The organism is Actinomadura fibrosa (assembly GCF_900659615.1).
GTDB classification, from domain to species: Bacteria; Actinomycetota; Actinomycetes; order Streptosporangiales; family Streptosporangiaceae; genus Spirillospora; species Spirillospora fibrosa.
In genome coordinates, this window is record NZ_CAACUY010000077.1 from 1 (window position 1) to 22,343 (window position 22,343).

The following is a 22,343-nucleotide window of genomic DNA, read 5'->3' on the forward strand; positions in this document are numbered from 1 at the left end:
GCAGGGCCAGGGCGATGACGGCGGCGAGGGCCAGCAGGACCGCGCCCGCGCCGAACCCGAGCCGGTACCCGTCGATGACGGCGTCGGCCGTGCGCGCGTCCCCGGACTCGGTCCCGCCGGTCCCGGCTCCGGCCAGCGCGGCCAGGGCCGCCAGCCCCAGCGCGCCGCCGACCTGCTGCGCCGTGCCGGTCACCCCGGAGCGGACGCCGGAGTCGGCGGCGGTGGCCCCGGTCATGGCGAGCGCGGTGGCGGCGGGCAGGACCAGGCCCGCGGAGACGCCCAGCGCCAGCATCGCGGGCAGCACGTCCACCGCGTACGTGCCCGACTCGGGGACGCGGGCCAGCCAGCCGAACGCCAGCACGCCCGCGGCCTGTCCCGCCAGCAGGACGCGCCGCACGCCGAACCGGACGATCAGCGGCCCGGCGAGCCCCAGCGAGACCGCCCCGATCACGGCCGACGCCAGCAGGTAGGCGAGCCCGGTCTCCAGCGGGTCCAGCCCGAGGACCTCCTGGAGGTACAGCGTCACGAGGTACTGGAACCCGAACATCGCGCCGACGAACAGCGCCTGGAGCAGGTTCCCGCCCGCCAGCTCCCGGGAGCGGAGGATCGACAGGTCCAGCAGCGGCGCCGCGGCCGTACGCTGGCGCACCGCGAAGCCCGCGAGCGCCGCGATGCCCGCCGCGGCCAGCGCGGCGGGGAGCACCGGTCCGGAGCCGCCCGGGCCGAGCTCGCCGATCGCGAGGACGACCAGCATCAGCCCCGCGGTGACCAGCGCCGCGCCGAGCAGGTCGGCTCCGGCGCCCCAGCCGAGGCCGCGGTCCGGGACGAGCGTCCGGCGGCCGGCGACCAGCACCAGCGCGCCGATCGGGACGTTGACGAGGAACAGCCAGGGCCAGCCGAGCAGCTCGGTGAGCGCGCCGCCGCCGAGCGCGCCGACCGAGCCGCCGCCCGCCGCCACGAACGCGATGACCGTGATGGCGCGGACCCGCTCGCGGCCCTCGGGGAACAGCACCACGACCATCCCGGTGATCACCGAGCCCGCCATCGCGCAGCCGACGCCCTGGACGAACCGCGCGGCGACCAGCAGCACCGGGTCGCCGGCGGCGCCGCACAGCGCGGACGCCGCGGTGAACACCGCGATGCCGCCGAGGAAGACCCGCCGCCGCCCGAGCAGGTCGCCGAGGCGGCCGCACAGCAGCAGGAGCCCGCCGAACGCGACCAGGTAGCCGTTGACCACCCAGGACAGCTGCGCCCCGGCCAGGCCGAGGTCCGCGCGGATCCGCGGCAGCGCCACCGCGACCCCGGTGCCGTCCACGATCAGCATCAGCTGCCCGGTCGCCAGCACCGCCAGCGCCGGCCACCGGGAGCGCGCCGTGCGCACCGCGGTCTGCGCGACGTCCATCCGCCCTCCCTTTCCATTCGCGTCGATTGTTCCGTCCCCGCCCGTCCGGAGGTAGAGGGAACATCCGTGTTACCACGGCAAAGAGAAGTGCCTTCTTCCGCGCTCTCGGAAGGTGCGGAAAAATCGGGGAGGCAGCCGATAGACAGGGAACGGGAAATGACAAAGATCGCCATTATCGTCGGAAGCACGCGCCCGGGCAGGATCGGCCGCTCGGTGGCGGACTGGGTGCACGGGATCGCCGCGAAGCGCGCCGACGCCGACTACGACATCGTCGACCTCGCCGACCAGGACCTGCCGCTCTACGACGAGCAGATCCCCGCGGCCGTCGGCCAGTACGCCGGCGAGCACACCAAGCGCTGGGCCGAGGTCGTCGCCCGCTACGACGGCTACCTCGTGGTCACCCCCGAGTACAACCACGCGCCGCCCGCCGCGCTGAAGAACGCGTTCGACTTCGTGCACGCCGAGTGGGCCAACAAGGCCGTCGGCTTCGTCGGCTACGGCGCCGTCGGCGCCGCGCGGGCGGTCGAGCAGCTCAGGCTGGTCGCGACGGAGCTGAGCGTGGCGCCGGTCGCCGCGCAGGTCACGCTGCTGATCCCGGGCGACTTCCCGAGCTACCCCGAGTTCACCCCGCAGGAGTTCCGCGAGGCCGAGCTGGAGCGGGTCCTCACCCAGCTGGAGACCTGGTCGAAGGCGCTCGCCGCCGTCCGCGCCTGACCCCCGCACGCCGGAACGCGGGCACCCGCCAGGTGCCCGCGTTCCGGCATGCCAGGGGACGTGCGGCCGGGCCCCGCCGGACCCGGCCGCGCCGTCAGGCCGTCACTTCGCCGGCTCCGGCGGGAACGGGATGACCTTGTGCGGCACCACGCGGACCACCACCCGCGAGACGTCGTCCACGTCGTGGACCTCGTCGAGGTACTTCAGGGTCAGCTCGTCCGCCAGCTCCTTGCCGCCGCCCTCCAGCACCTTCGCGGTCCCGCGGATCTCGATCGAGGTGATCGGGTTCTCGATGTCGAACACCGACACGTTGACCCGCGGGTCCCGGGAGATGTTGCGCTCGGTGCGGCGGCCCGCGTGCGTCACGAACAGCAGCGCGTCGTCCTCGTCGCGCTTGATCAGCACGATCGAGGAATGCGGGCTCCCGTCCTCGTTCACGGTGGCGACCACGGGGAAGTTCTTGTTGTCGATGAATGCCCGCGTCTTCTCATCGAGTTTCTCAGCCATGCGGTAAAGCTATATTCGGATGCGCCGTCCGAACTCCCCAGACCACCCCCCTATTCCACCGCTTCGGCAGAAAGGGGATCCAGCCACCGGCCGGTGGCCGCGAGGGCCGCCGCGCCGTCCGCGTCCGCCAGTTTCCGCGCGACGAAGGACCGGGCCCCGGCGGAGGTCTGGCGGCGGAACGGCGGGTCGTCCGCGGCGAGCAGGTCCGCGATCGCGGACGCGACCTCGTCTGCCGTCTGCGTCGCCGGCAGGCCGGGCAGCGTGCCGTCGAGCGCGGCCGCGTTGCCCACGTACCGCCGCAGCGACTCCGCGTACGGGCCGGCCCCGCCGAGGACGCGCGGCCAGTCGGTGTGCCGGACCGCGTCGGTGCTGATCGGCCCCGGTTCCACGACCGACACCGCCACCCCGGCGCGCCGCGCCACGGGGGCGAACGCCTCCAGGACGCCTTCCAGCGCGAACTTCGACCCGGAGTAGGCCTCCTGGAACGGCAGGCCCACCACGCCCGCGATGCTGCCGACCGCGACGAACCGGCCGCGGGCGGCGCGCAGGTGCGGCAGGGCGCTCTTGAGCAGCGCGACCGGGCCGAACACGTTCACCTCGAACATGCGGCGGTAGCTCGCGACGTCCTCGTTCTCGAACGTGTCCACGCCGGTGACGCCGGCGCTGTTGACGATCGCGTGGAGGCCGCCGTGCCGGGCCGCGACGCCGTCCACGAAGCCGGGGATCGCGGCGTCGTCGGTGACGTCCAGCTCCGCGACGTCGATCTCCGCGCCGGACCGGGCCACCAGCTCGTCGAGACCGGCGGTGCGGGCGCGGGAGTGCACGGCCGCGACGACGCGGTAGCCGCGCCCGGCGAGCGTGACGGCCGTGCTCGCGCCGACCCCCGACCCCGCGCCGGTGACGATGACCGCTCCGGCGGGCGGCCGTGCGGTCATGAGGCCTCCCGTTCCCGCGCGTGCACGCCCAGGTGGGCCTCGATGGCGTCGGCGGCCCGCTGCGCGCCGCCCGCGGTGCGGGTGTCCTCCCGCAGTTCCCGCAGGCGCGCGCGCACCGCGCCGTCCGACGCGACCGCCTCGACCTCGGCGACGAGCCGGGCGGCGTCCAGCTCGGACGGCGGGATCACGCGGCCCGCGCCGAGTTCGAGGGTCCGGTCGGCGTAGGGCAGGAAGTCGGGGGCCGGGGGGACGATGACGACCGGCGTCGCGGTGTGCCACGCCTCGACCAGCGACCCGCTGCCGCCGTGGGTCACGAACACGTCCGCGTGCTCCAGCACGCCGACGTTGGAGATCCAGCGGTGGACCTCGACGTTCGGCGCGAGCGCGGCGATCCGCTCGACGTCGGCGTCGCCGAGCCCGTCCCCCACCGTCATGACGACATGCCAGGGCCGTCCGGCGAACGCCCCGGCGACGGTCTCGAAGAACCCGGCGTCGCCGTTGCGCACGCTGCCCAGGGACACGAGCGCCACCCGGGACGCGCCCGCCGGAGGCTCCCACGTCCCCAGGAAGTCCCGTTTCCCGACGCTCGGCCCGACGAAGAAGACCTGCTCGGGGTCGAACGTCTCGTAGGCGGGCTGCATCCGGGACGGGACGAACGAGATCGTGAGCTCCTGGACACGCCGGGTGTTCCACAGGAAGTCCGGAAGCTGGTCCGCCAGCCCGAACCCGGCGAGCGCCTCGGCGATCTCCTCGACGGGATCGGCGAGCCCGTGGCCGGGCGCGAGGCGGTCCCGGTGCTCGATGTAGGAGTAGTGCTCGTTGGACACCACGCTCGGCGTCAGCAGGACGGGCGGCAGCCCCCAGATCCGGGACAGGATGCGGCCCGCCTGGAAAGCGGCCTCGTCGTAGGCGACGGCGTCCGGGCGCTCGTCGCCGAAGTGCTCTTGCGCGGCCCGCAGGATGGCGAGGTTCTCGCGGAAGAACGCCCGGGTGGCCGCGGCCGGGTCGTCCTCGGACAGGCTGGCGAGCGGATCGGTCGAGGCGTAGGCGACGACGTCCGCGCCGAAGCGCCGCACCCGGTCCGCGAGCCCTTCGGCGACCACGTAGGTGACCCGGTGCCCGCGCCGGACGAGCCGGTCGACCACGTCGAGCTTCGGCAGCACGTGCCCGTTGGACGGGATGTCGAGGAACAGGATGTGCAGGGTCATGGGATGCTCCGATCCGCCGCCGCGCCATCGACGCCGCCGCCCGTGTCGTGATCCGTCTTGTCGTCCGTCAGGTCGAGGCCGTACACGTCCCGGGCGGCGGCCTCCGACACGAGCCCGTCGCGCACGTCGGCGCGGACGGCGTCCCGCGACCGCTCCCGGGGGTCGCCGTAGCCGCCGCCACCAGACGTGTGGATCTCGATCACGTCGCCGCGGTCGAGCACGAGCGTGCTGTTCGTCCGCGGTGTCGTGATCCGTCCGTCCCGGTGGCGGATCACGCTGCGGTTCGCCGGGGCGCTCAGCCCGCCCGCCAGCCCGTACGGGACGGTCTCCGGCAGCGCGCCGGAGCCGATGCAGACGACCCGGACGCCGTCCTGGTCGATGCGCCACCGCGAGAACCCGCCGAGGCCGCCGCGCCACCGTCCCGCGCCCGCCGAGTCGGTCGCGAAGCCCTGGTGCAGGATGGTCGCGGGCGCGCCGAGCTCGTGCAGCTCGACGTCCACCTCGCGGCCGCCGCCCATGGCGACCGGCGGGCCGATCGCGTCCCACCCGTCGGCGCCGAGCACCGCCCCGGAGCCGCCCTTGAGCGCGCCCGTGGCGCCGAACGGGCGGCCGGTCCGCTCGTTGATCCCGACCGCGGCGAACGCGTAGCCCCGGCACCAGCCCGCATTGGTGATCGCCGGGTCCGCCTGGGCCAGCGCCAGCCAGACCGACTCCACGATCGCCTCGCACGCGGTGATCGTGCACAGCGTCGTCGCGGCCGGTTCGACCGCGTGCGCGATCGTGCCCGGCCGAGTGCGGACGTCGATCGCCGAGAGCGCGCCGCTGGTGCGGCGCTGCGCGGGGTCGGTCACCCCGAACAGCGCGACGAGCACAGAGGCGACGGTGTTGGCGCGGCTGGAGTTCGCGTAGCCGGTGACCTGCGGGTCGGACCCGGTGAAGTCGAAGACGGCGCGCTCCCCCGCCACGGTCAGCCGCAGCCGGACCGCGATGGGCTCCCGGTGGTGCTCGCCCCCGTCGTCGAGGTGCCGGACGGCCTCGTACACCCCGTCCGGCCAGCGGGCGATCTCCGCGCGCATGTGCCGGGCCGACGCGGCGAGCTGGACCTCCACGGCCGCGAGGACCGGCTCGACGCCGAACGCGTCGAGCATCGCGAGCAGCTCGCGCTCCCCGATCGCGGCCGCGCCGATCTGGCAGTGCAGGTCGCCCTCGACCGCGTCCCGCAGCCGCAGGTTCAGCAGGATCAGGTCCCAGACGTCATCCTGCCGCTCCCCGCGCCGGTACAGCCGGACGGGCGGGATCCGCAGCGCGTCCTCCCAGCAGTCCCGCGCGCCCGGGTTGTAGCCGACCTCCCCGCCGCCGCCGGAGTCGGCGTGGTGCCCCTTGGTCGCGGTCCAGAAGCGCAGCACCCCCCGGTGGAAGACCGGCTTCAGCACGGTCACGTCCGGCGGATGGTTGTTGCCGTGGTACGGGTCGTTGAGGACGAAGACGTCGCCCTCGCCGACGTCCCCGGCGAACTTGGCGAGGATCCCCTCGTACGCGCTGGGCAGCGACCCGGCGAGGACGGGGATGAAGTCCTTGGTGGCGATCCACGCGCCGTCCGCGTCGAAGATGCCGGTCACGAAGTCGCGGCTCTGGAACGCCGCCGACCGGCACGACCTGAGCATCGCGTCGGCCATCCGCGCGGCGATGGCGTGCAGCCGGTCGTCGATGACCGACGCCAGGATCGCGTCCGTCATCGGACCGGCTCCGGCGCCGCGTCCCGCAGCCCGGCGAGCACGCCGGCCAGGTCGCGGTCCGCGCCGAACACCAGCGTGGTGCCGCTCGCGGTGACCTCGTACGCGAATCCGGGCGGGACCACGACGCTCGTGCCCGCTCCCGCCAGCAGCGCGGGCCCTTCCTGGCGAGCGCCCACGGGCACCGACTCCACGTCGCGGACCGGCACCTCCCGGAAGGCGCCGTCGAACCACGCCCGCCTCACGCCGTCCGGCTGCGGACGGCGCCGCTCAGCGGGCGGGGGGTTCGCGGGTGCGGGCGCGCCGGTGAGGGCGCGTGCTTCCAGCCGCAGGTTCACCACCTCCACGGGCACCTCCGGTTGCGCGAAGCCATAGAGCCGGTCGTGCATGCGGTGGAACCGCTCGACGAGCCCGGCCACCGCCGCCGCGTCCACCCTCGGCGCGGGAGGGAACGGCACCGTCACCTCGTGGACCTGGCCGACGTACCGGACGTCGGCGAGCCGGGTGAGCCGGAGATCCTCGGGCGACGCCAAGTCCACGGGCAGGTCCGCCTTCGCCGCGCTCTCCAGCCCGGCGAACGCCGCGTCGGCCTCCCCCGGGTCGACGCCCGTGGCGCGCGGGTCGCGGCCCCGTCCGAGCAGAGTGTGCACGTAGTGGCGGACGAGGTCGGCGCGGATCATGCCACGCGCGCACAGCACCGACGCTCCGGCGGGCACCACGACCAGCGGGATCCCGAGGTCGCGGGCCAGCTCCACCGCGTGCACCGGCCCCGCGCCCCCGGCCGCGACGAGGGCGAGGCGGCGCGGGTCGAGCCCGTGCCGGCCGACCGCGAGCCGCAGGCTGTCGGCCATCGTCGCGTTGACCGAGCGGTGGACGCCCGCCGCCGTCTCGACCGTCCCGGTCCCGAGCCGCCGCCCCAGCTCCCCGACCGCGCCCGCCGCCAGGTCCTCCGACGGTTCGAGGCCGCCGCCGAACCCGCCGGCCAGGTAGCCGAGGAGGAGGTCGGCGTCGGTGACCGTCGCGTCCCGGCCGCCGCGCCCGTAGCTCGCGGGCCCGGGGTCGGCGCCCGCGCTGGACGGTCCGACGCGCAGCAGGCCCCCCGCGGTCGCCCGGGCGATCGAGCCGCCGCCCGCGCCGATCGTGGCGATGTCGAGCATCGGCACCGAGACGGGGTGGCCCGCCGGCTCGGCGCGGGTGGTAAGGCCCGTGACGCCGCCGGACGACAGGCTCACCTCGAAGCTCGTCCCGCCCATGTCGACGGTCATCGCGTCGCGCACCCCGAGCTCGGCGACGAGGCCGGCGACCGCGGCGGGCGCGCCCGCGGGCCCCGACAGGAGCGTGTGCACCGCCCGCTCGGCCGCCTCCTCCAGGGCTGCGACCCCGCCGTTCGACTGCACGACCAGGACCCGTCCCGCGTACCCGAGGTCCGCGAGACGCCGGGCCAGGCGGTCGAGGTGGTCGCGCAGCACCGGGCCGACGTAGGCGTTGAGCGCCGTGGTGGACGTGCGCTCGTACAGCCGGACCTCGGGCGCCACCCGCGACGACACCGACAGGAACGCGCCGGGCAGCTCCGCCGCGAGGATCTCCGCCGCCCGCCGCTCGTGCGCGTCGTTGAGGTAGGAGAACGCGAAGCTCACGGCGACCGACTCGACCCCGGCCGCGCGGAGGCGCCGCGCCGCCGCGCGGACGCCGTCCTCGTCCAGCGGCGTCGCCACCTGCCCGTCGCGGTCCACCCGCTCCCGGACGGTCTCGATCAGGTACCGGGGCACCAGCGGCGGAGGCGGCGCCGACCGCGAGTCGAACTGGTCGGCCCTGCTGCCCTGGCGGGCGAGCAGGACGTCGCGCAGGCCCTCCGTCGTGAGCAGCCCGGTGCGCGCGCCGGTGCCGGTGACCAGCGCGTTGGTCGTGATCGTCGTGCCGTGGACGAGGACGCCGGTGCGGGCGAGGAGCCCTGCGAGCGGCAGGCCCGCCTTCGCCGCCAGCCCGCGCAGCCCGGCGACGACGCCGTCCGCCGGCTCGGACGGCGTGGAGCCGGTCTTGTGGTGCAGCTCCACGCCGTCCGGGCCGAGCAGCGCCAGGTCGGTGAACGTGCCCCCGACGTCGATCGCGACGCGGAGGCCGGCGGCGGCGCCGGTCACGACAGCCAGACGTCCAGCAGCGTGGGCAGGCGCGAGTCGGCGTCCAGCGCGAAGCCGTGCACCTTCTTGCCGACCGCGACGACGGCGGTGTCCTCGACGAGCGGGGTGTACAGCCCCTCGCTGAGGATGCGCTGCTGCGCGTCCGCGAGGATCTTGTCGCGGGCCGCCTCGTCGGTGGTCGTCGCCTGCTTGAGCAGCAGCGGCTGGAGCGCGGCGTCCTGGACGTTGTAGAAGTTCGGCGGCGTGCTGGCGAACGTGCCGAGCAGGCCGACGCCGGCGTCCAGGCCGCCGGCGACGCCGGACAGGAACAGGTCCCACTTGTTCCGCGCGGTCAGCGCCTCCACCGACTGGGCGGCGGTCGCGAGTTCCGGCTTCAGCTCGACGCCGATCTTCTTGTACTGGGCGGTGACGAGCTCGACGAGCGGCCTGTCCCACGGGTTGCCGCGTTCGAGCCAGCCGAGCTTCAGCGTGAGCCGCTTGCCGTCCTTGGTCCGGATGCCGTCGCCGCCGGGCTTCCAGCCCGCCTTGTCGAGCAGCGCCGCCGCGGCGGCCTGGTCCGGCTTGAGCAGGGCGCTCTGGTCGGAGTGGCCCACGACCGTGCCGGTGACGACGCTGCTCGGCACGCCCCACTCGGGGGTGAGCAGCGTGTCGCGGACCTGCTTGGCGTCCACCGCCTTCACCAGCGCCTGCCGGACGGCCGCGTCCTTCAGCGGCTCGCGGTCGGCGCCGGTGACGACGATGCCCTCGGCGAGCCGGGGGATCCGCTGCGCGACGATGGAGAACCCGGCCGCGCGGACGGGCGCGATGTCGGACGGGTTGAGCGAGCCGGCGAGCTGCACCTGGCCGGTCTTCAGCGCGCCGGTCCGCACGCTCGGCTCGGTGATGACCTTGTAGACGACCTTGTCGAGGTAGGCGTCGCCGGTGTGCTTGGCGGTCTTCGGGCCCCAGGCGTAGCCCTTGCGCTTCGTCAGCACGACCTGGCTGTTCTTGACGTAGGACTGGAGCACGAACGGACCCGTCCCGACGACCTTGTCGAAGCGGTCGTCGAGCGGCAGCGCCAGCGTCTTGGGGGCGAGGATGCCGAAGCCGGTGCTCGCCGCCCACAGCGGCCACGTCGGGTACGGCCGGGCGAACTTCTGGACCACCGTCCGGTCGTCGGGCGCCGTCGTCTCCTTGTAGCCGCCGCCCTCCAGCAGCGACACGGCGGTGGAGCCCGCCGACTTGGCCTTGTTGGCGATGATGTCGTCGAAGTTCTGCTTGACGACCTTCGCGGTCAGCAGCGTGCCGTCCGAGAAGGTGACGCCGCTGCGCAGCTTGAACGTGAACTCGGTGGCGTCGGCGTTGGCCTGGAACGACTCGGCGAGCCACGGCACCGGCTTCCTGGTGGCCGGGTCGAGCGCGAGCAGCGAGTCGACGATCGGGCGCGAGACCTCGCGGACCAGCGGCGTCACGGCTCGCGGGTAGAGGCTGACCGGGTCGCCGCCCAGCGCCACGGTCAGCGTGCCGCCCGCCTTGGGCGGGCCCGCCGCGCCGGAGTCCCCCGCCGACGACCCGCCGCCGCACGCGGCGGCCAGCAGGGCCGTCGCCGCCGCGACCGACGCGATCCTCAGTCTTCCGACCGGTTTTATCTGGAACACCGTGGGGCTCTCCTTGTCATGCGTCATGATGGCCCGCCGCCTCAGCGGCGACCGGGGATGGCGTCGAGCAGCTCGCGCGTGTAGGCATGTCGCGCCCCCGCGAAGATCCGCTCGGTGGGGCCGGACTCGACCAGCCGGCCCCGGTGCAGCACGCCCACCTCGTCCGCGATGTGCCGGACCACCGCCAGATCGTGGGAGATGAACAGGTAGCTCACGCCGAGCTCGGCCTGGAGCGCGGCGAGCAGGTCGAGGATCTGGGCCTGCACGGAGACGTCGAGCGCGGACACGGGTTCGTCGCACACGACGAGTTCGGGGTTGAGCACGAGCGCCCGCGCGATCGCCACCCGCTGGCGCTGCCCGCCCGACAGCTCCGCCGGCCGGCGGGCGAGCACGGACGCGGGCAGCGCGACCAGGTCGACCAGCTCCGCGGCCCGGCGGCGTCGCTGCGCCCGGGAGCCCAGCCCGAAGGACGCCAGCGGGTCGGTGACGAGCTGCTCGACCGACCGCCGCGGGTCCAGCGACGCGAACGGGTTCTGGTGGACGATCTGCATCCGGCGCCGCAGGAGGCGCTGCGCGGAGCCCCGCGTCCCGGTGATGTCCTCGCCGCCGAGGTACACGCGCCCGCCGGTCGGGTCGGCCAGCCGGAGGATCAGCCGCGCCGTGGTCGACTTCCCCGACCCCGACTCGCCGACGAGCCCGTACGTCCGGCCCCGGGGGATCGCGAAGCCGACCCCGTCCACCGCGCGCAGCGTGCCCGGACGACCGGAGGACCGGGGCAGCCGGAACTCCTTCGTCAGACCCTCGACCCGCACGACCGGCTCACCGTTCGCCTGACCGTTCGCCTCCGCCTTCGCGGCGGGTCCCGGCGTGGGGGCGAACGGGTCGCCGGGGGCGCCGCCGGGGATCGCGGTCAGCTCCAGCCGCCGTCGGCGCGGCGCCTGGGCGAGGCTCGGGGCCGCGTCGATCAGCGCCCGCGTGTACGGGTCCCGGGGGTCGGACAGCACCTCGTCGGGCGTGCCCTGCTCCACGATCGTTCCCGCCCGCATGACGAGGACGCGGTCGGCGCGCTCGGCCGCGACGCCGAGGTCGTGGGTGATGAGCAGCAGGCCGGTGCCCGAGTCGCGGACCAGCCCGCCGACGTGGTCGAGGATGCGGCGCTGCACGGTGACGTCGAGCGCGCTGGTCGGCTCGTCCGCGACGATGAGGCGGGGCCTCGCCGCGATCGCGATCGCGATGAGGACGCGCTGCCGCATGCCGCCGGACAGCTGCGACGGGTACTGCCGCGCCTGGACGCCGGGGTCGGGGAGCCCCGCGTCGGCGAGCAGTTCGAGGGTGCGGGCCCGGGCGGCGCGCCGGTCGGCTTCGCCGGACAGCCGCAGCGCCTCGGCGACCTGGGCGCCGATCCGCTGCACCGGGTTCAGGGACGTGCCGGGGTCCTGCGGGATGAGCGCGATCTCCCGGCCGCGCAGCTCGCGCCACCTCCGCTCGGGCAGCCCGGCGAGGTCCCGGCCGCCGAAGCCGATCCGCCCGCGAGTGACGCCGGCCGACCGCGGGAGCAGGCCGAGCAGCGCGTACGCCGTGGTGGACTTGCCCGATCCGGACTCGCCGACGATCGCGACCGTCTCGCCCTCCGCCACGGTGAAGCTCGCCGACTCCACGGCGCGGACGACCGAGCGCCGGACGCGGTAGTGCACGGCCAGGTCCTCGACCTCCAGCAGGTGCGGGCTCATCGCGCGCCGCCCCTCTCCGCGTCGAAGGCGCGCGACACCCGGTTGGCGGCGAGCACGGTCAGCGCGACCACGGCGCCCGGGAGGATCGACAGCCACCAGGCGCTGCCGAGGAAGTCGCGTCCGGACGAGACGAGCGAGCCCCATTCCGGCGTCGGCGGCTGGGCGCCGAACCCGAGGAAGCTCAGCGTGGTGACGCCGAGGATCGCCTCGCCGAACAGCAGCAGGGTCAGGACCCACACGGGGCCCATCGAGTTGGGGAGCACGTGGCGCAGCACGACGCGCGTCCAGCGGGCCCCGCCGGTCCGCGCGGCCTCGACGAACCCGCTCTCCGACACGCGCAGCACCTCGGCGCGCATCACCCGGGCGGTGCTGGCGATGGCGGCCACGCCGATGGCGAGGCCCACGTCCGCCGTGCTGCCCTTGCCGAGGACCGAGACCAGCATCAGCGCCAGCAGCAGGCCCGGGATCGACAGCAGCACGTCGACCAGCCGCATGATCACCAGGTCGGGCAGGCCGCGCAGGAACCCGGCGAGCAGGCCGAGCACCGAGCCGGCGCCGAGGCCGACCGCCGTCGCCAGTGCGGCGGCGGGCAGCGTCCGGCCCGTCCCGTGGACGGTCTCGTCGAACAGGTCGCGGCCGAGCCGGTCCGTCCCGAACGGGTGGCTGAACGAGGGCGCCTGGAGGCGGACGGCGGTGTCGACGGCCAGCGGGTCGCCCGGGGCGAACAGCCCCGGCGCGACGGCCGCGACGATGACCAGGGCCACCCACAGCAGGGAGAGGGCGAGCCCGGGATTGCGCAGGAGGCCCGCCAGCGAGCGCAGCAGGGCCTTCCGGAAGCCCCGCCACGCCGCGGGCCCCGGCTCCGGGGAGCGCTCGCCGGCCGGCAGCGCGAGATCGGTGACCGACATCCGGCTCAGCCCCGTCCCGCGAACGTGAACAGCGCGAACCGCCCGGCGGGCCCGCGTCCGGCGGACCGGCGCCCGACCGCCAGCCGCGGGTCGAGGACCTGGTAGAGCAGGTCCACGGCGAGGTTCACGGTGACGAACACCAGCGCGCCGAGCAGCACCACGCCCTGCACGACGGGGAGGTCCTCCGCGGACACCGCGCCCTGCGTGATCTGGCCGAGGCCGTTCCGCGAGAACACCACCTCGACGACGATCGCGCCGGTGAGCAGCCCGCCGACGAGCAGCCCGGCGAGCGTCAGGGTCGGCAGCGCGGCGTTGCGCAGGACGTGCCGGACGGTGACCCGGAACGGTCCCGCGCCTTTCGCGCGCGCGACGTCCACGTAGTCCTTGCCGAGCTCGTCGCTCATGCTCTTGGCCAGCACCTGCCCGATCAGCGCGGCGGGCTGGACGGCGATGGTGGCGGCGGGCAGCACGAGGCCGCGCCAGCCGCCCTCCCCGATCGCGGGGAAGAGGTTCCAGGTGAAGGAGAACCACTGCAACAGCAGCAGCCCGACGACAAAGGACGGGATCGCGACGCCCAGCGGCGGCAGGCTGAGCAGTGCCTGCCGGAGCCACCGCGCGCCGGTCACCGTGGACAGCACCGCCAGCCCCGTCCCGAGGAGCACCGCGAGGACGAGCCCCGCGCCCGCCACCGCGAGCGTCGGCGGCAGCGCGCCGCCGATCAGCGAGGTCACCCGCTCGCCGGACTGCACCGAGCGGCCGAGGTCGCCGTGCAGCGCCCCGCCGAGCTTGTCGAGGTACTGCTCCGCCAGCGGCCGGTCGAGCCCCATCGCGTGCCGGACCTCGGCGAGCTGCTCCGGCGTCACGCTGTTGGTGGTGCCGGCCGCGATCGCGGCCGGATCGCTCGGCAGCGCGTAGAGGACGGCGAACGAGAGCGTGTACGCGGCCCAGAGCACGAACACGCCCTGCAACACCCGTCCCACCAGAAACCGCGCCATCTTCCCGAAGAACCTCCCCCGCCGGCCGCTCCGGCGATTCCGATCGATGCCCCAGGCTGCCGCGAACGGCGCGCCGGGAACCCCTTTGGCAACCCCCTATGCCACCCCTGAGTCCAGGGGGGCCGCGCGAGCGGCAAAGGCGTGCGTCCCGGGCCCGGCCTCCGCGCGCGAACCGTCGGGGAGGACCACGCCCGCCGCCGTGCCGGGCGGGACCGTGACGTCCAGCGAGAACCGGCCCTCCTCCGCGCGCCACGCGACCTCGATCCGCCCGTAGGGGCAGTCGAACTTCACCTCGGCCCAGGTCAGGCCGCCGCCCGGCTGCGGCGCGACCGTGAACCTCCGGTACGCGGGCACGTCCTCGTCGAGCCGGAGGCCGGCGACGTGGCCGTGCAGGAACTCGACCACGCTCGCCCGCGTCGGCATGTTCAGCGCCAGCATCGTGGTGCCGTCCGGGGCCATGCCGTCCCAGGTCTCCCAGAACGTGGTGCCGCCGTTGTCGATCACCGACATCCAGGACCGCGACCCCCGGCGCAGGAGGAGCTCGTAGGCGAGGTCGAGGTGGCCGTTCGAGGCGAGGACGGGCAGCAGCAGATGCGTGGTGGGCAGGCCGGTCCCGGGACGCGTGCCAGCGGCGTGGATCAGTTCCACCAGCCGGGCCGCGGTCCGCGCGCGCAGCCCCTCCGGGACGAGGCCGTACGCGAGCGCCCGCAGGTGCGTGGCCTGGGTGTCGCAGGTCAGCCGCCCGTCGGCGGTGATGAACTCGGCCTGCCACGCGGCCCGGACGTCGTCGGCGAGGCGCCCGTACCGTCCGGCGTCCTCCGTGCGGCCGAGGACGCCGGCGATCCGGGACAGCAGCCGCGCGGACCGGTGGAAGTAGGCCGTCGCGAAGGCCGCGTGGTCGCGGGCCTCCATCTCCTCGACGACGGCGGCGGTGAACGTGTCCAGGTCGGCGATCTCGGCGAACCGCCGCCTGCTCAGCGTCACCATCGGCTTGGGCGGGCCCGGTTCGAGGTGCTCCCCGAAGTGGTAGCCGGTGTCCCAGAGGAACTCCTCGTGCGGCGCCGGGACGGGCCGCGCCGCGCGCCGGACGGGATGCCGCTCGTCCCGGGCGATCCTTGCCACGCGATCGACCCACGCCGTCATCGACGGGTACTGCCGTTCGAGGAGCCCGTCGTCGCCGTAGGCGCGCCACGTCTCCCAGGGCACCGACACGGCCGCGTCGCCGAAGCCCGCCTGCCCGTGCGGGATCGCGAACCGCGCCGCGAGGCTGCCCGGGCCGAGCGGGTCGGGGGCGTAGTTGCGGACCGTCCCGTCCGGCCACTGGTCGGCGGCGAGGTCGGCGAGCCACTTCGCGGCCAGCCCGGACACGTCGTTCAGCAGCCGGGCGCCGCGGATGTTCCACCCGAAGTCGGTCCAGCCCGACAGCTCCCGGGTGATCTCGGCCATCGGGACGTCGCACGCCTGGTTGCGGTATGTCCAGTACGCGATGTCGTGCAGCCGGTTGACCCGCTCGTCGCTGCACCGGAACCAGCCCGTCCGGGGCAGGTCCGAGCTCACCGCGACCGCCGTGACGGCGCCGGGCGCGATCTCGCCGGGATGCCCGTCGACCCGCAGGTACCGGAAGCCGTGCCGGGTGTGGCGCGGCTCGAACGCCCCGCCGCCCGCGCCGCCCGACACCACCCGGTCGGTTTGGATCCCGCGCGCCGGCTGGTACCAGTGCAGCGTGGCCTGGCCGCTGGCGGTGTTGACGTCCCGGCCGTCCGGGGTGAGCGCCTCGGCGTGCGTGAGCGACAGCTGCGTGCCGGCCGGGCCGAGGTCGGACAGCCGCACCCAGCCGCCGAGGTTCTGCCCGAAGTCGACGATGTGCCGGCCCCGCCGCGGACGCGTGATCGCGACCGGGCGCACCTCCTGGAGCCGCCGCACCGGCGGCGCCGGCGACGACACCAGCCGGGCCCGCGGGCGCTCCCGCACCGCGACCGGCGCCCAGTCGCCGCCGGCCGGCCCGGGGGTGCTCCACCCGGGCGGCTCGGCGCGCAGGTCGGCCGCGACGCCGTCGAAGAAGTCGGCGGCCCTGATCGTCCCGATGGCCGACCGCCAGCCCGGCCCCGTCCCGGCCACCGTCGCCGTCCCGTCCTCGTGGTCGGCGTGGAGCTGGACGAGCAGCGCCGTCCGGTCGCCGAACCCATCGGGGAGGCGGTGGTAGGACGTCCGTCCGCGGTACCAGCCGTCGCTGAGGACGGCGCCGAGCACGTTGCCGCCCGTCCGGACCAGGCCCGTCACGTCGTACGCCTGGACGTGCAGGTGGCTGCGGTACGCGGTGAAGCCCGGAGTGAGCTCCCGGTCACCGACCCGCTCCCCGTTGAGGAACAGCTCGTACAGGCCGTGCGCCGTCGCGTACACCCGCGCCCGCGTGACCGCCCGCTCGACGGTGAACTCGCCGCGCAGGTGGTAGCCGGGCCGGAAACCCGGCGGCGGCACCTCGTCCTCGGCGGGTCCGATCCAGTCCGCGACCCAGTCGCCCGGATCCAGCAGGCCCATCTCCCACTCGACGGGCTCCGACCAGGCGCTGAGCCCGGCGTCCGTGCGGACCTGCACCGCGCACCGCACGGCCTCCCGCGACACGAGCGGCGGCCCGCCGTAGGGGACGAACAGGCTCCGGTCCGACTCGACCCAGCCGGTGTTCCACGCCCGGCCGCCCGCGGTGCCGCTGATCCGGTACGCCCGCTGGGCCCTCGCCCCGGACGGCAGCCGCCAGCCGATCCGGGGAGCCCGCTCCGTCAGCCCCAGCGGCGCCGGCCGGTATTCGACCCGCAGATCAGTCGGCGCGGACACGCGTCACCCCATTCCGGGCCGTTCCCGTTCGTTAATGCGCACAGGGAAACACACGACAGGGCGGTAACAGCAATGTTCCTTCTTCCCGTCCGCCTTCCCGCCGCCTACGTTTGGCGACCGTGGAAAGGAACCGCGCCAAAAGGGAAGCGCGGCGCGCGCGAACGGGAAATCGGCGGTATCGATCGTGAAGTTCTTCGGCGTGGCCCCCATCCGCTATCTGGATTCCGCGGGGACGGACGAGCCCGCCGCGACCCGGGCGAGCTTCGGCCTCACGGTCGCCACCGCGCTGCGCCTGGAGGAGCTCGGCTTCGACGGCTTCGGGGTCGGCGAGCGCCACCACTGGCCGTTCCTGTCGAGCGCGCCGCCGGTCGTGCTGGCGCACGTCGCGGCGCTGACGTCCCGGATCCGGCTGTTCACCGGCGTGACGCTGCTGTCGATGCTCGACCCGGTGCGCGTCGCCGAGGACTACGCCACCCTCGACCACCTGTCCGGCGGCAGGCTGGAACTGATCGTCGGCAAGGGCGCCGGGCCGGGCGGCGACATGTTCGGCCTGACCCCCGACCAGCAGCGCCCCGCCCTCGCCGACAACTTCCGGCTCCTGCACGAGCTGTGGACCCGCGACGAGGTCACCTGGCCCGCCGGGAGGCGCCCGCGCCTCGACGGCGTCCGCACCCTCCCCCGCCCGCTGAACGGACGGCCCCGGATCTGGCACGGCAGCTCGTCCTCGTTCGAGTCGGTGGCCCTCGCCGCCGAGTACGGCGACCCCATCGTGTTCTCCAACGCGGGCCTCTCCAGCGAGAGCGCCCGCCCGCTCGTCGAGCACTACCGCGCCGAATGGGCCCGGCGCGGCCGTCCCGCCGACCGGCTGTTCACCGGCGCGGGCACGCCGGGGTTCCTCGTCGCCAAGACCTCGCAGGCCGCGGTCGCCGCGTACCGTCCCGTCTACGAGCGCCTCACCGCGATGCAGCGGAGCATCGGCGCCCGCCCGCCGTTCGCCACCGTGGAGGACTTCATCGCGCACTCCCCCGCGCTCGTCGGCAGCCCCGAGCAGGTGATCGACAAGGTGCACCGCCAGCACGAGGTCTTCGGCCACTCGCTCGCGGTGTTCAGCGTCGACCCCGACGGCCTGAGCGAGGCGGACCACTGGACGTCCCTCGAACTGTTCGCCGCCGAGGTCGCGCCCGTCCTGCGGACCGCGCTCCCCGACCCGCCCGCCTGACCCCTCCCCGGCAGGACGGACCGGCCCGGCGCGGACCGGTTGCCCGCGCGGACCGTCGCGTGCGAGGCTGAAGCGTCCTCAGCGGGGAAGGGAGCGCGATGCCAGCAGGAGCCCGGTTGCCCGACGACGTCGAGCCCGACACGTGCGCGGCGTTCCGCGACGCCCTCGACCGGGTCGGGAGCAAATGGGGAATAGCGATCATCGCGGCCGCGAGCGACGGTCCGATCCGCTTCGCCGAACTGCACCGCGCGATCCCCGGCATCAGCCGCCGCATGCTGACCCTCACGCTGCGCACCCTCGAACGCGACGGCCTCATCACGCGCACCGTCCACCCCACGGTGCCGCCGCAGGTGGAGTACACCGCCACGGCCCTCGCCAAGGAGCTCTTCGCCTCCACCCGCGCCCTCTCGGACTGGGCGGAGAACAACCACGCGAAGATCGCCGCGGCGCGCGCCGCCTACGACGACTCCGAGGCCGCGCGGCACGACGACCGCGGCCCCGTCGGCCCGAATCCCTACTAAACCACCCGAGATCAGAGGCAATGACCGATTCCGGGACGGCCGCCTGGCACGGCCGCATCGAGCACGTCCGCGGCGCGGACCTCGGCGCCGACACCGCCCAGACGTCCGGGATGCGCAGGTACGAGGCGATCTCCGGCAAGACCGTCGGCTCGGAGCGCCTCTGGATGGGCCGCACCCACGTCGGCCCCGCGACCAGCTCAGGCGACCACCACCACGGCGAGGCCGAGACGGCGATCTACATCGTCTCGGGCCATCCGGTGTTCGTCTTCGCCGAGGGCGACGAGGAGGTCCGCGTCGAGACCCGTCCGGGCGACTACATCTTCGTCCCGCCCTACCTCCCGCACCGCGAGGAGAACCCCTCGCCCGACGAGGAGGCCGTCGTGGTCATCGCGCGCAGCACCCAGGAGGGCATCGTCGTCAACCTGCCCAGCCTCTGGGCGGACGTGGAGCGCCCGCAGACCCCCTGACCCGATGAGTGCGGGGGAAAAGGGGGGTCGACAGGGGACGGGATTCCGCGGCCGCCTGGTCTGATGGACCAGGTCCACTGCCGCGCCGCGGCGCTCCTGGAGGCGAGATGAGCGACTCCCAGGATCTGATCCTGGAAATGGTCCGCAAGTACCACCGCGAGAAGGAACAGCAGCGGCGCTTCGTCCCCGGCGAGACGCTGGTGATGCCGTCCGGCGCCGACCTGAACGAGGACGACCGCGTCGCGCTCGTCGAGGCCGCGCTCAACCTGCGCATCGCCTCCGGCCCGAGCGCGCTGGCGCTGGAGCGCGAGCTCGGGCGCAGGCTCCAGCGCCGCAAGGTGCACCTGACGAACTCGGGGTCCTCGGCCAACCTGCTGGCACTGACCGCCCTCACCCAGCCGGAGATCGGCGACGACCGGCTCCGGCCGGGCGACGAGATCGTCACGGTGGCGGCGGGCTTCCCCACCACCGTCAACCCGATCCTGCAGAACCAGATGGTGCCGGTCTTCGTGGACGTGGAGCTCGGCACCTACAACACCACCGCCGAACGGGTCGCCGAGGCCATCGGCCCGCGCACCCGCGGCATCATGATCGCGCACGCGCTGGGCAACCCCTTCCCGGCCGCCGAGGTCGCCCAGCTCGCCGAGGAGCACGGCCTCTTCTTCGTCGAGGACAACTGCGACGGCGTGGACGCCCGCTACGGGGACCGGCTGACCGGCACGTTCGGCCACTTCAGCACCGTGAGCTTCTACCCCGCCCACCACATGACGATGGGCGAGGGCGGCTGCGTCACCACCGACCGTCCGCGGCTGGCGCGCATCGTGGAGTCGCTGCGCGACTGGGGCCGGGACTGCTGGTGCGAGCCCGGCGCCTGCGACACCTGCGGCAAGCGCTACATCCAGCAGTTCGGCGACCTGCCCTACGGCTACGACCACAAGTACACGTTCTCCCACGTCGGCTACAACCTGAAGACCACCGACCTCCAGGCGGCGCTCGGGCTCTCCCAGATCCAGCGGCTGCCCGAGTTCGGCGCGGCCCGCAGCCGCAACTGGAAACGGCTCCGCGAGGGCCTCGACGGCCTGCCCGGCCTCCTCCTCCCCGAGCCGACCCCGAACAGCGAGCCCAACTGGTTCGGCTTCATCATCACGGTCACCCCGGACGCGCCCTTCGACCGCGACGAGATCGTGGCCCACCTGGAGGACCGCCGTATCGGCACCCGGATGCTGTTCGCCGGCAACCTGACCCGCCAGCCCGCCTACCAGGACCGCCCGTACCGCGTCTCGGGCTCCCTCACCAACAGCGACGCCATCACCGAGCGCACCTTCTGGATCGGCGTCTTCCCCGGCCTCACCGACGAGATGATCGACTACATGATCACCACAATCCAGACCTTCATAACCTCCCGCCACCCCCGCCCAACAACCTGACCGCCACCCCACCCCGAACCACCAAAGAAACCCACCTCACCCGGCTCCCCTGAGCACCGTGCCTGCCACAGTGCCGGCCCCCACGGCCAGCCCGGCGGCTTCGGCCAGTGCCTTGAACCCGGACCGCGAGTGCCAATGCAAGACCCACGGCCGCTCGACGACCGTGTGGTCCGCCCCTTGGCGACGCTCGTAGCGCAGCAGCGCCGTCTGCGTCCGCGCGGATTCGTCGCGCTCCTCGGCGACCACGGACACCCGAAGCTCCGCCCCGTCCGGGCCGACGGCGGTGCGCACCCGCCCGATCTGCTCGGCCGGGGTCGGGGACGGCACGAACAAGGGCACGAGCGCGGTGCCGCCCTCGGCCAGATGGGCGCGGACGCCGCGCAGGCAGGCCAGCGCGGCACCGTCGTCCGGAAGGAGCGCGAACGTCGGCCCCGCCAGGAAGATCGCCCGATAGCGGCGAGGCAGCTCCAGCGCCTCCATGCGCCGGTGGTGCGCGGTGACCGTGATCCCCTGTGCACGTGCCCGCCGTGCGAGGCGCTCCAGCATGTCGGCGGAGGAGTCGACGCCCTCGACGTCCAGCCCGCGACGGCGCAGTTCCAGCAGAGGATCGCCGTCCCCGCATCCGAGTTCGAGTGCCGGACCACCGGCCCGCTCGATGAAGGCGGCGTAGGGTTCGGGATCCGGAGAGAACGACTTCAGCGGACCGTAGATCTCCGCGACGATGCCCGTGTAGAAGTCGGCTGCGTCCACGCCCGCCACACTAGGCAGGCCGCCTATTCCGCGTCACTCGGATATATCACCCACCGGGCGGGCTAGGAGTGTTCGAGGGTGAGGAGGGGCTCGACGGACGCGGGGGTCGGTGCGCTGGGATTTCTGGCGACGGCCTGCTCCAGGTGCGGAAGCCGGTCGCCCGATCGGCGGGATCGAGTTGGGCGAGGGACGAGCTGACTCGTAGGCGCAGCTGTTCGAGTGCCTTACCGCGAGGGGCGCCGGCCGGGGCGAATCGCCGTACAACGTTCGGGTTGGGGCTGGTCGGGTTTGGGATGTGGGGGTTCGCGGGGCTTCCTAGCGTCAGGGGGGTGGGTGAGTGGGGAGGGAAGTCATGAGCGAGGCCGTAGTCGTCACCGGTGCCTCCAGCGGGATCGGGCGCGCCACCGCGTTCAGGCTCGCGGACGCCGGTTACCACGTGTTCGCGGGTGTGCGGAAGGAGCGGGACGGGGAGGCGCTGGTCCGCGGGACGAGAGGGGAGCTGACGCCGCTGATCCTCGACGTCACCGACCGGGACGCCGTCCGTGACGCGGCGGTGGCGGTCGGCGGGTCCGGGCTGCCGCTGGCCGGGCTGGTCAACAACGCCGGGATCGGCGCGGCGTGGCCGATGGAGGCCGTCCCGCTGGACGAGCTGCGCCGGCAGTTCGAGGTGAACGTCTTCGGGCAGGTCGCCGTGATCCAGGAGTTCGTGCCGCTGCTGCAGAGGGCGGGCGGGCGGATCGTCACCATCGGGTCCATCGGTGACCGGCTGACGGTCCCGTTCCTCGCGCCGCTCACGTCCGCCAAGTGGGCGCTGGCGTCGATCACCGAGGCGCTGCGGATGGAGCTGCGCCCGCGCGGGATCCGCGTGGTGCTGGTCGAGCCGGCGACGATCCGCACGCCCGCCTCGGGCAAGGTGCGGGACGCGGCGGAGGAGGCGCTGGAGCGGATGGGCGAGGAGCAGCGCGCCGTCTACGGGAGGAGCTTCCGGTCCATGGTCGGGAGGCTGCATGCGAACGAGCAGGCGGGCAGCAGCCCCGATGTCGTCGCCCGGGCGGTGCTGCGGGCGCTCGACGCCGGCAGGCCCGCCGGCCGGTACCTCGTCGGCAAGGACGCCGCGAAGATGGCGCTCATGGCCCGCTGGCTCCCCGATCGCGCCTTGGACTTCGCGCGACTCAGGCAGTTCGGGCTTCCGTGGCGGTTCGGGTCGCGGAGGTGAGCGC

General features: G+C 74.3%; 18 protein-coding genes. 6 read left to right on the plus strand and 12 right to left on the minus strand.

All coding sequences use genetic code 11. From position 1 onward, the window contains the following. On the minus strand, positions 1-1,402 hold a 1,402-nt coding region (locus tag E1300_RS24470; RefSeq protein ID WP_131759403.1), incomplete at its 3' end, for an MFS transporter. 156 nt (positions 1,403-1,558) lie between these two features. On the opposite strand from E1300_RS24470, the gene E1300_RS24475 reads away from it, so the two are divergent. Then, positions 1,559-2,116: an NADPH-dependent FMN reductase gene (locus tag E1300_RS24475; RefSeq protein ID WP_131759404.1), complete on the plus strand. Its 558-nt coding sequence runs from the start codon at positions 1,559-1,561 to the stop codon at positions 2,114-2,116. Positions 2,117-2,218: 102 nt separating this feature from the next. Here the strand turns inward: E1300_RS24475 and E1300_RS24480 are convergent, their stop codons facing one another. The 10 genes from E1300_RS24480 to E1300_RS24525 form a co-directional block, all read right to left on the minus strand. Then, complete coding sequence (locus E1300_RS24480) at positions 2,219-2,623, minus strand: TIGR03618 family F420-dependent PPOX class oxidoreductase (protein WP_131759405.1); 405 nt, start codon at positions 2,621-2,623, stop codon at positions 2,219-2,221. Between the two features lie 50 nt (positions 2,624-2,673). After that, entirely contained in the window at positions 2,674-3,558 is an 885-nt protein-coding gene (locus E1300_RS24485; protein ID WP_131759406.1) for an SDR family NAD(P)-dependent oxidoreductase, read from the minus strand. Next, entirely contained in the window at positions 3,555-4,766 is a 1,212-nt protein-coding gene (locus E1300_RS24490; RefSeq protein WP_131759407.1) for a macrolide family glycosyltransferase, read from the minus strand. The genes E1300_RS24485 and E1300_RS24490 overlap by 4 nt, the downstream gene beginning before the upstream one ends. Next, entirely contained in the window at positions 4,763-6,502 is a 1,740-nt protein-coding gene (locus E1300_RS24495) for a hydantoinase B/oxoprolinase family protein (RefSeq protein WP_131759408.1), read from the minus strand. Before E1300_RS24495 ends, E1300_RS24490 begins: the two co-directional genes overlap by 4 nt. Next, positions 6,499-8,637 carry a hydantoinase/oxoprolinase family protein gene (locus E1300_RS24500; protein ID WP_131759409.1) on the minus strand — a complete coding sequence of 713 codons (2,139 nt, stop codon included), beginning with the start codon at positions 8,635-8,637 and terminating at the stop codon, positions 6,499-6,501. The genes E1300_RS24495 and E1300_RS24500 overlap by 4 nt, the downstream gene beginning before the upstream one ends. Then, on the minus strand, positions 8,634-10,301 hold the full coding sequence (locus E1300_RS24505) for an ABC transporter substrate-binding protein (RefSeq protein WP_131759410.1): 1,668 nt from the start codon (positions 10,299-10,301) through the stop codon (positions 8,634-8,636). Before E1300_RS24505 ends, E1300_RS24500 begins: the two co-directional genes overlap by 4 nt. A 14-nt stretch (positions 10,302-10,315) precedes the next feature. Continuing rightward, entirely contained in the window at positions 10,316-12,004 is a 1,689-nt protein-coding gene (locus tag E1300_RS24510; RefSeq protein WP_131759411.1) for a dipeptide ABC transporter ATP-binding protein, read from the minus strand. Next, positions 12,001-12,912, minus strand: coding sequence for an ABC transporter permease (locus tag E1300_RS24515; RefSeq protein WP_131759412.1), 912 nt, complete (start codon positions 12,910-12,912; stop codon positions 12,001-12,003). Before E1300_RS24515 ends, E1300_RS24510 begins: the two co-directional genes overlap by 4 nt. Positions 12,913-12,917: 5 nt before the next feature. Then, positions 12,918-13,907: an ABC transporter permease gene (locus E1300_RS24520; RefSeq protein WP_131759413.1), complete on the minus strand. Its 990-nt coding sequence runs from the start codon at positions 13,905-13,907 to the stop codon at positions 12,918-12,920. A gap of 96 nt (positions 13,908-14,003) precedes the next feature. Further along, the gene (locus tag E1300_RS24525; protein ID WP_131759414.1) at positions 14,004-16,739 is read right to left on the minus strand and encodes a family 78 glycoside hydrolase catalytic domain; all 2,736 of its coding nucleotides are present in this window, start codon (positions 16,737-16,739) and stop codon (positions 14,004-14,006) included. 184 nt (positions 16,740-16,923) lie between these two features. On the opposite strand from E1300_RS24525, the gene E1300_RS24530 reads away from it, so the two are divergent. The 4 genes from E1300_RS24530 to rfbH all read left to right on the plus strand — a co-directional run bounded on the left by E1300_RS24530 (position 16,924) and on the right by rfbH (position 20,373). Next, positions 16,924-17,958: an LLM class flavin-dependent oxidoreductase gene (locus E1300_RS24530; protein WP_131759415.1), complete on the plus strand. Its 1,035-nt coding sequence runs from the start codon at positions 16,924-16,926 to the stop codon at positions 17,956-17,958. A gap of 116 nt (positions 17,959-18,074) precedes the next feature. Then, entirely contained in the window at positions 18,075-18,479 is a 405-nt protein-coding gene (locus E1300_RS24535; protein WP_242619379.1) for a winged helix-turn-helix transcriptional regulator, read from the plus strand. A 20-nt stretch (positions 18,480-18,499) separates the two neighbouring features. Beyond that, positions 18,500-18,946, plus strand: coding sequence for a cupin domain-containing protein (locus E1300_RS24540; RefSeq protein WP_131759417.1), 447 nt, complete (start codon positions 18,500-18,502; stop codon positions 18,944-18,946). Between the two features lie 107 nt (positions 18,947-19,053). Further along, positions 19,054-20,373: a lipopolysaccharide biosynthesis protein RfbH gene (gene rfbH / locus E1300_RS24545; protein ID WP_131759418.1), complete on the plus strand. Its 1,320-nt coding sequence runs from the start codon at positions 19,054-19,056 to the stop codon at positions 20,371-20,373. A 36-nt stretch (positions 20,374-20,409) separates the two neighbouring features. Here the strand turns inward: rfbH and E1300_RS24550 are convergent, their stop codons facing one another. Next, entirely contained in the window at positions 20,410-21,123 is a 714-nt protein-coding gene (locus E1300_RS24550) for a class I SAM-dependent methyltransferase (RefSeq protein ID WP_131759419.1), read from the minus strand. A 352-nt stretch (positions 21,124-21,475) separates the two neighbouring features. On the opposite strand from E1300_RS24550, the gene E1300_RS24555 reads away from it, so the two are divergent. Next, positions 21,476-22,339, plus strand: coding sequence for an SDR family oxidoreductase (locus E1300_RS24555; RefSeq protein WP_131759420.1), 864 nt, complete (start codon positions 21,476-21,478; stop codon positions 22,337-22,339). Positions 22,340-22,343: the final 4 nt, after the last annotated feature.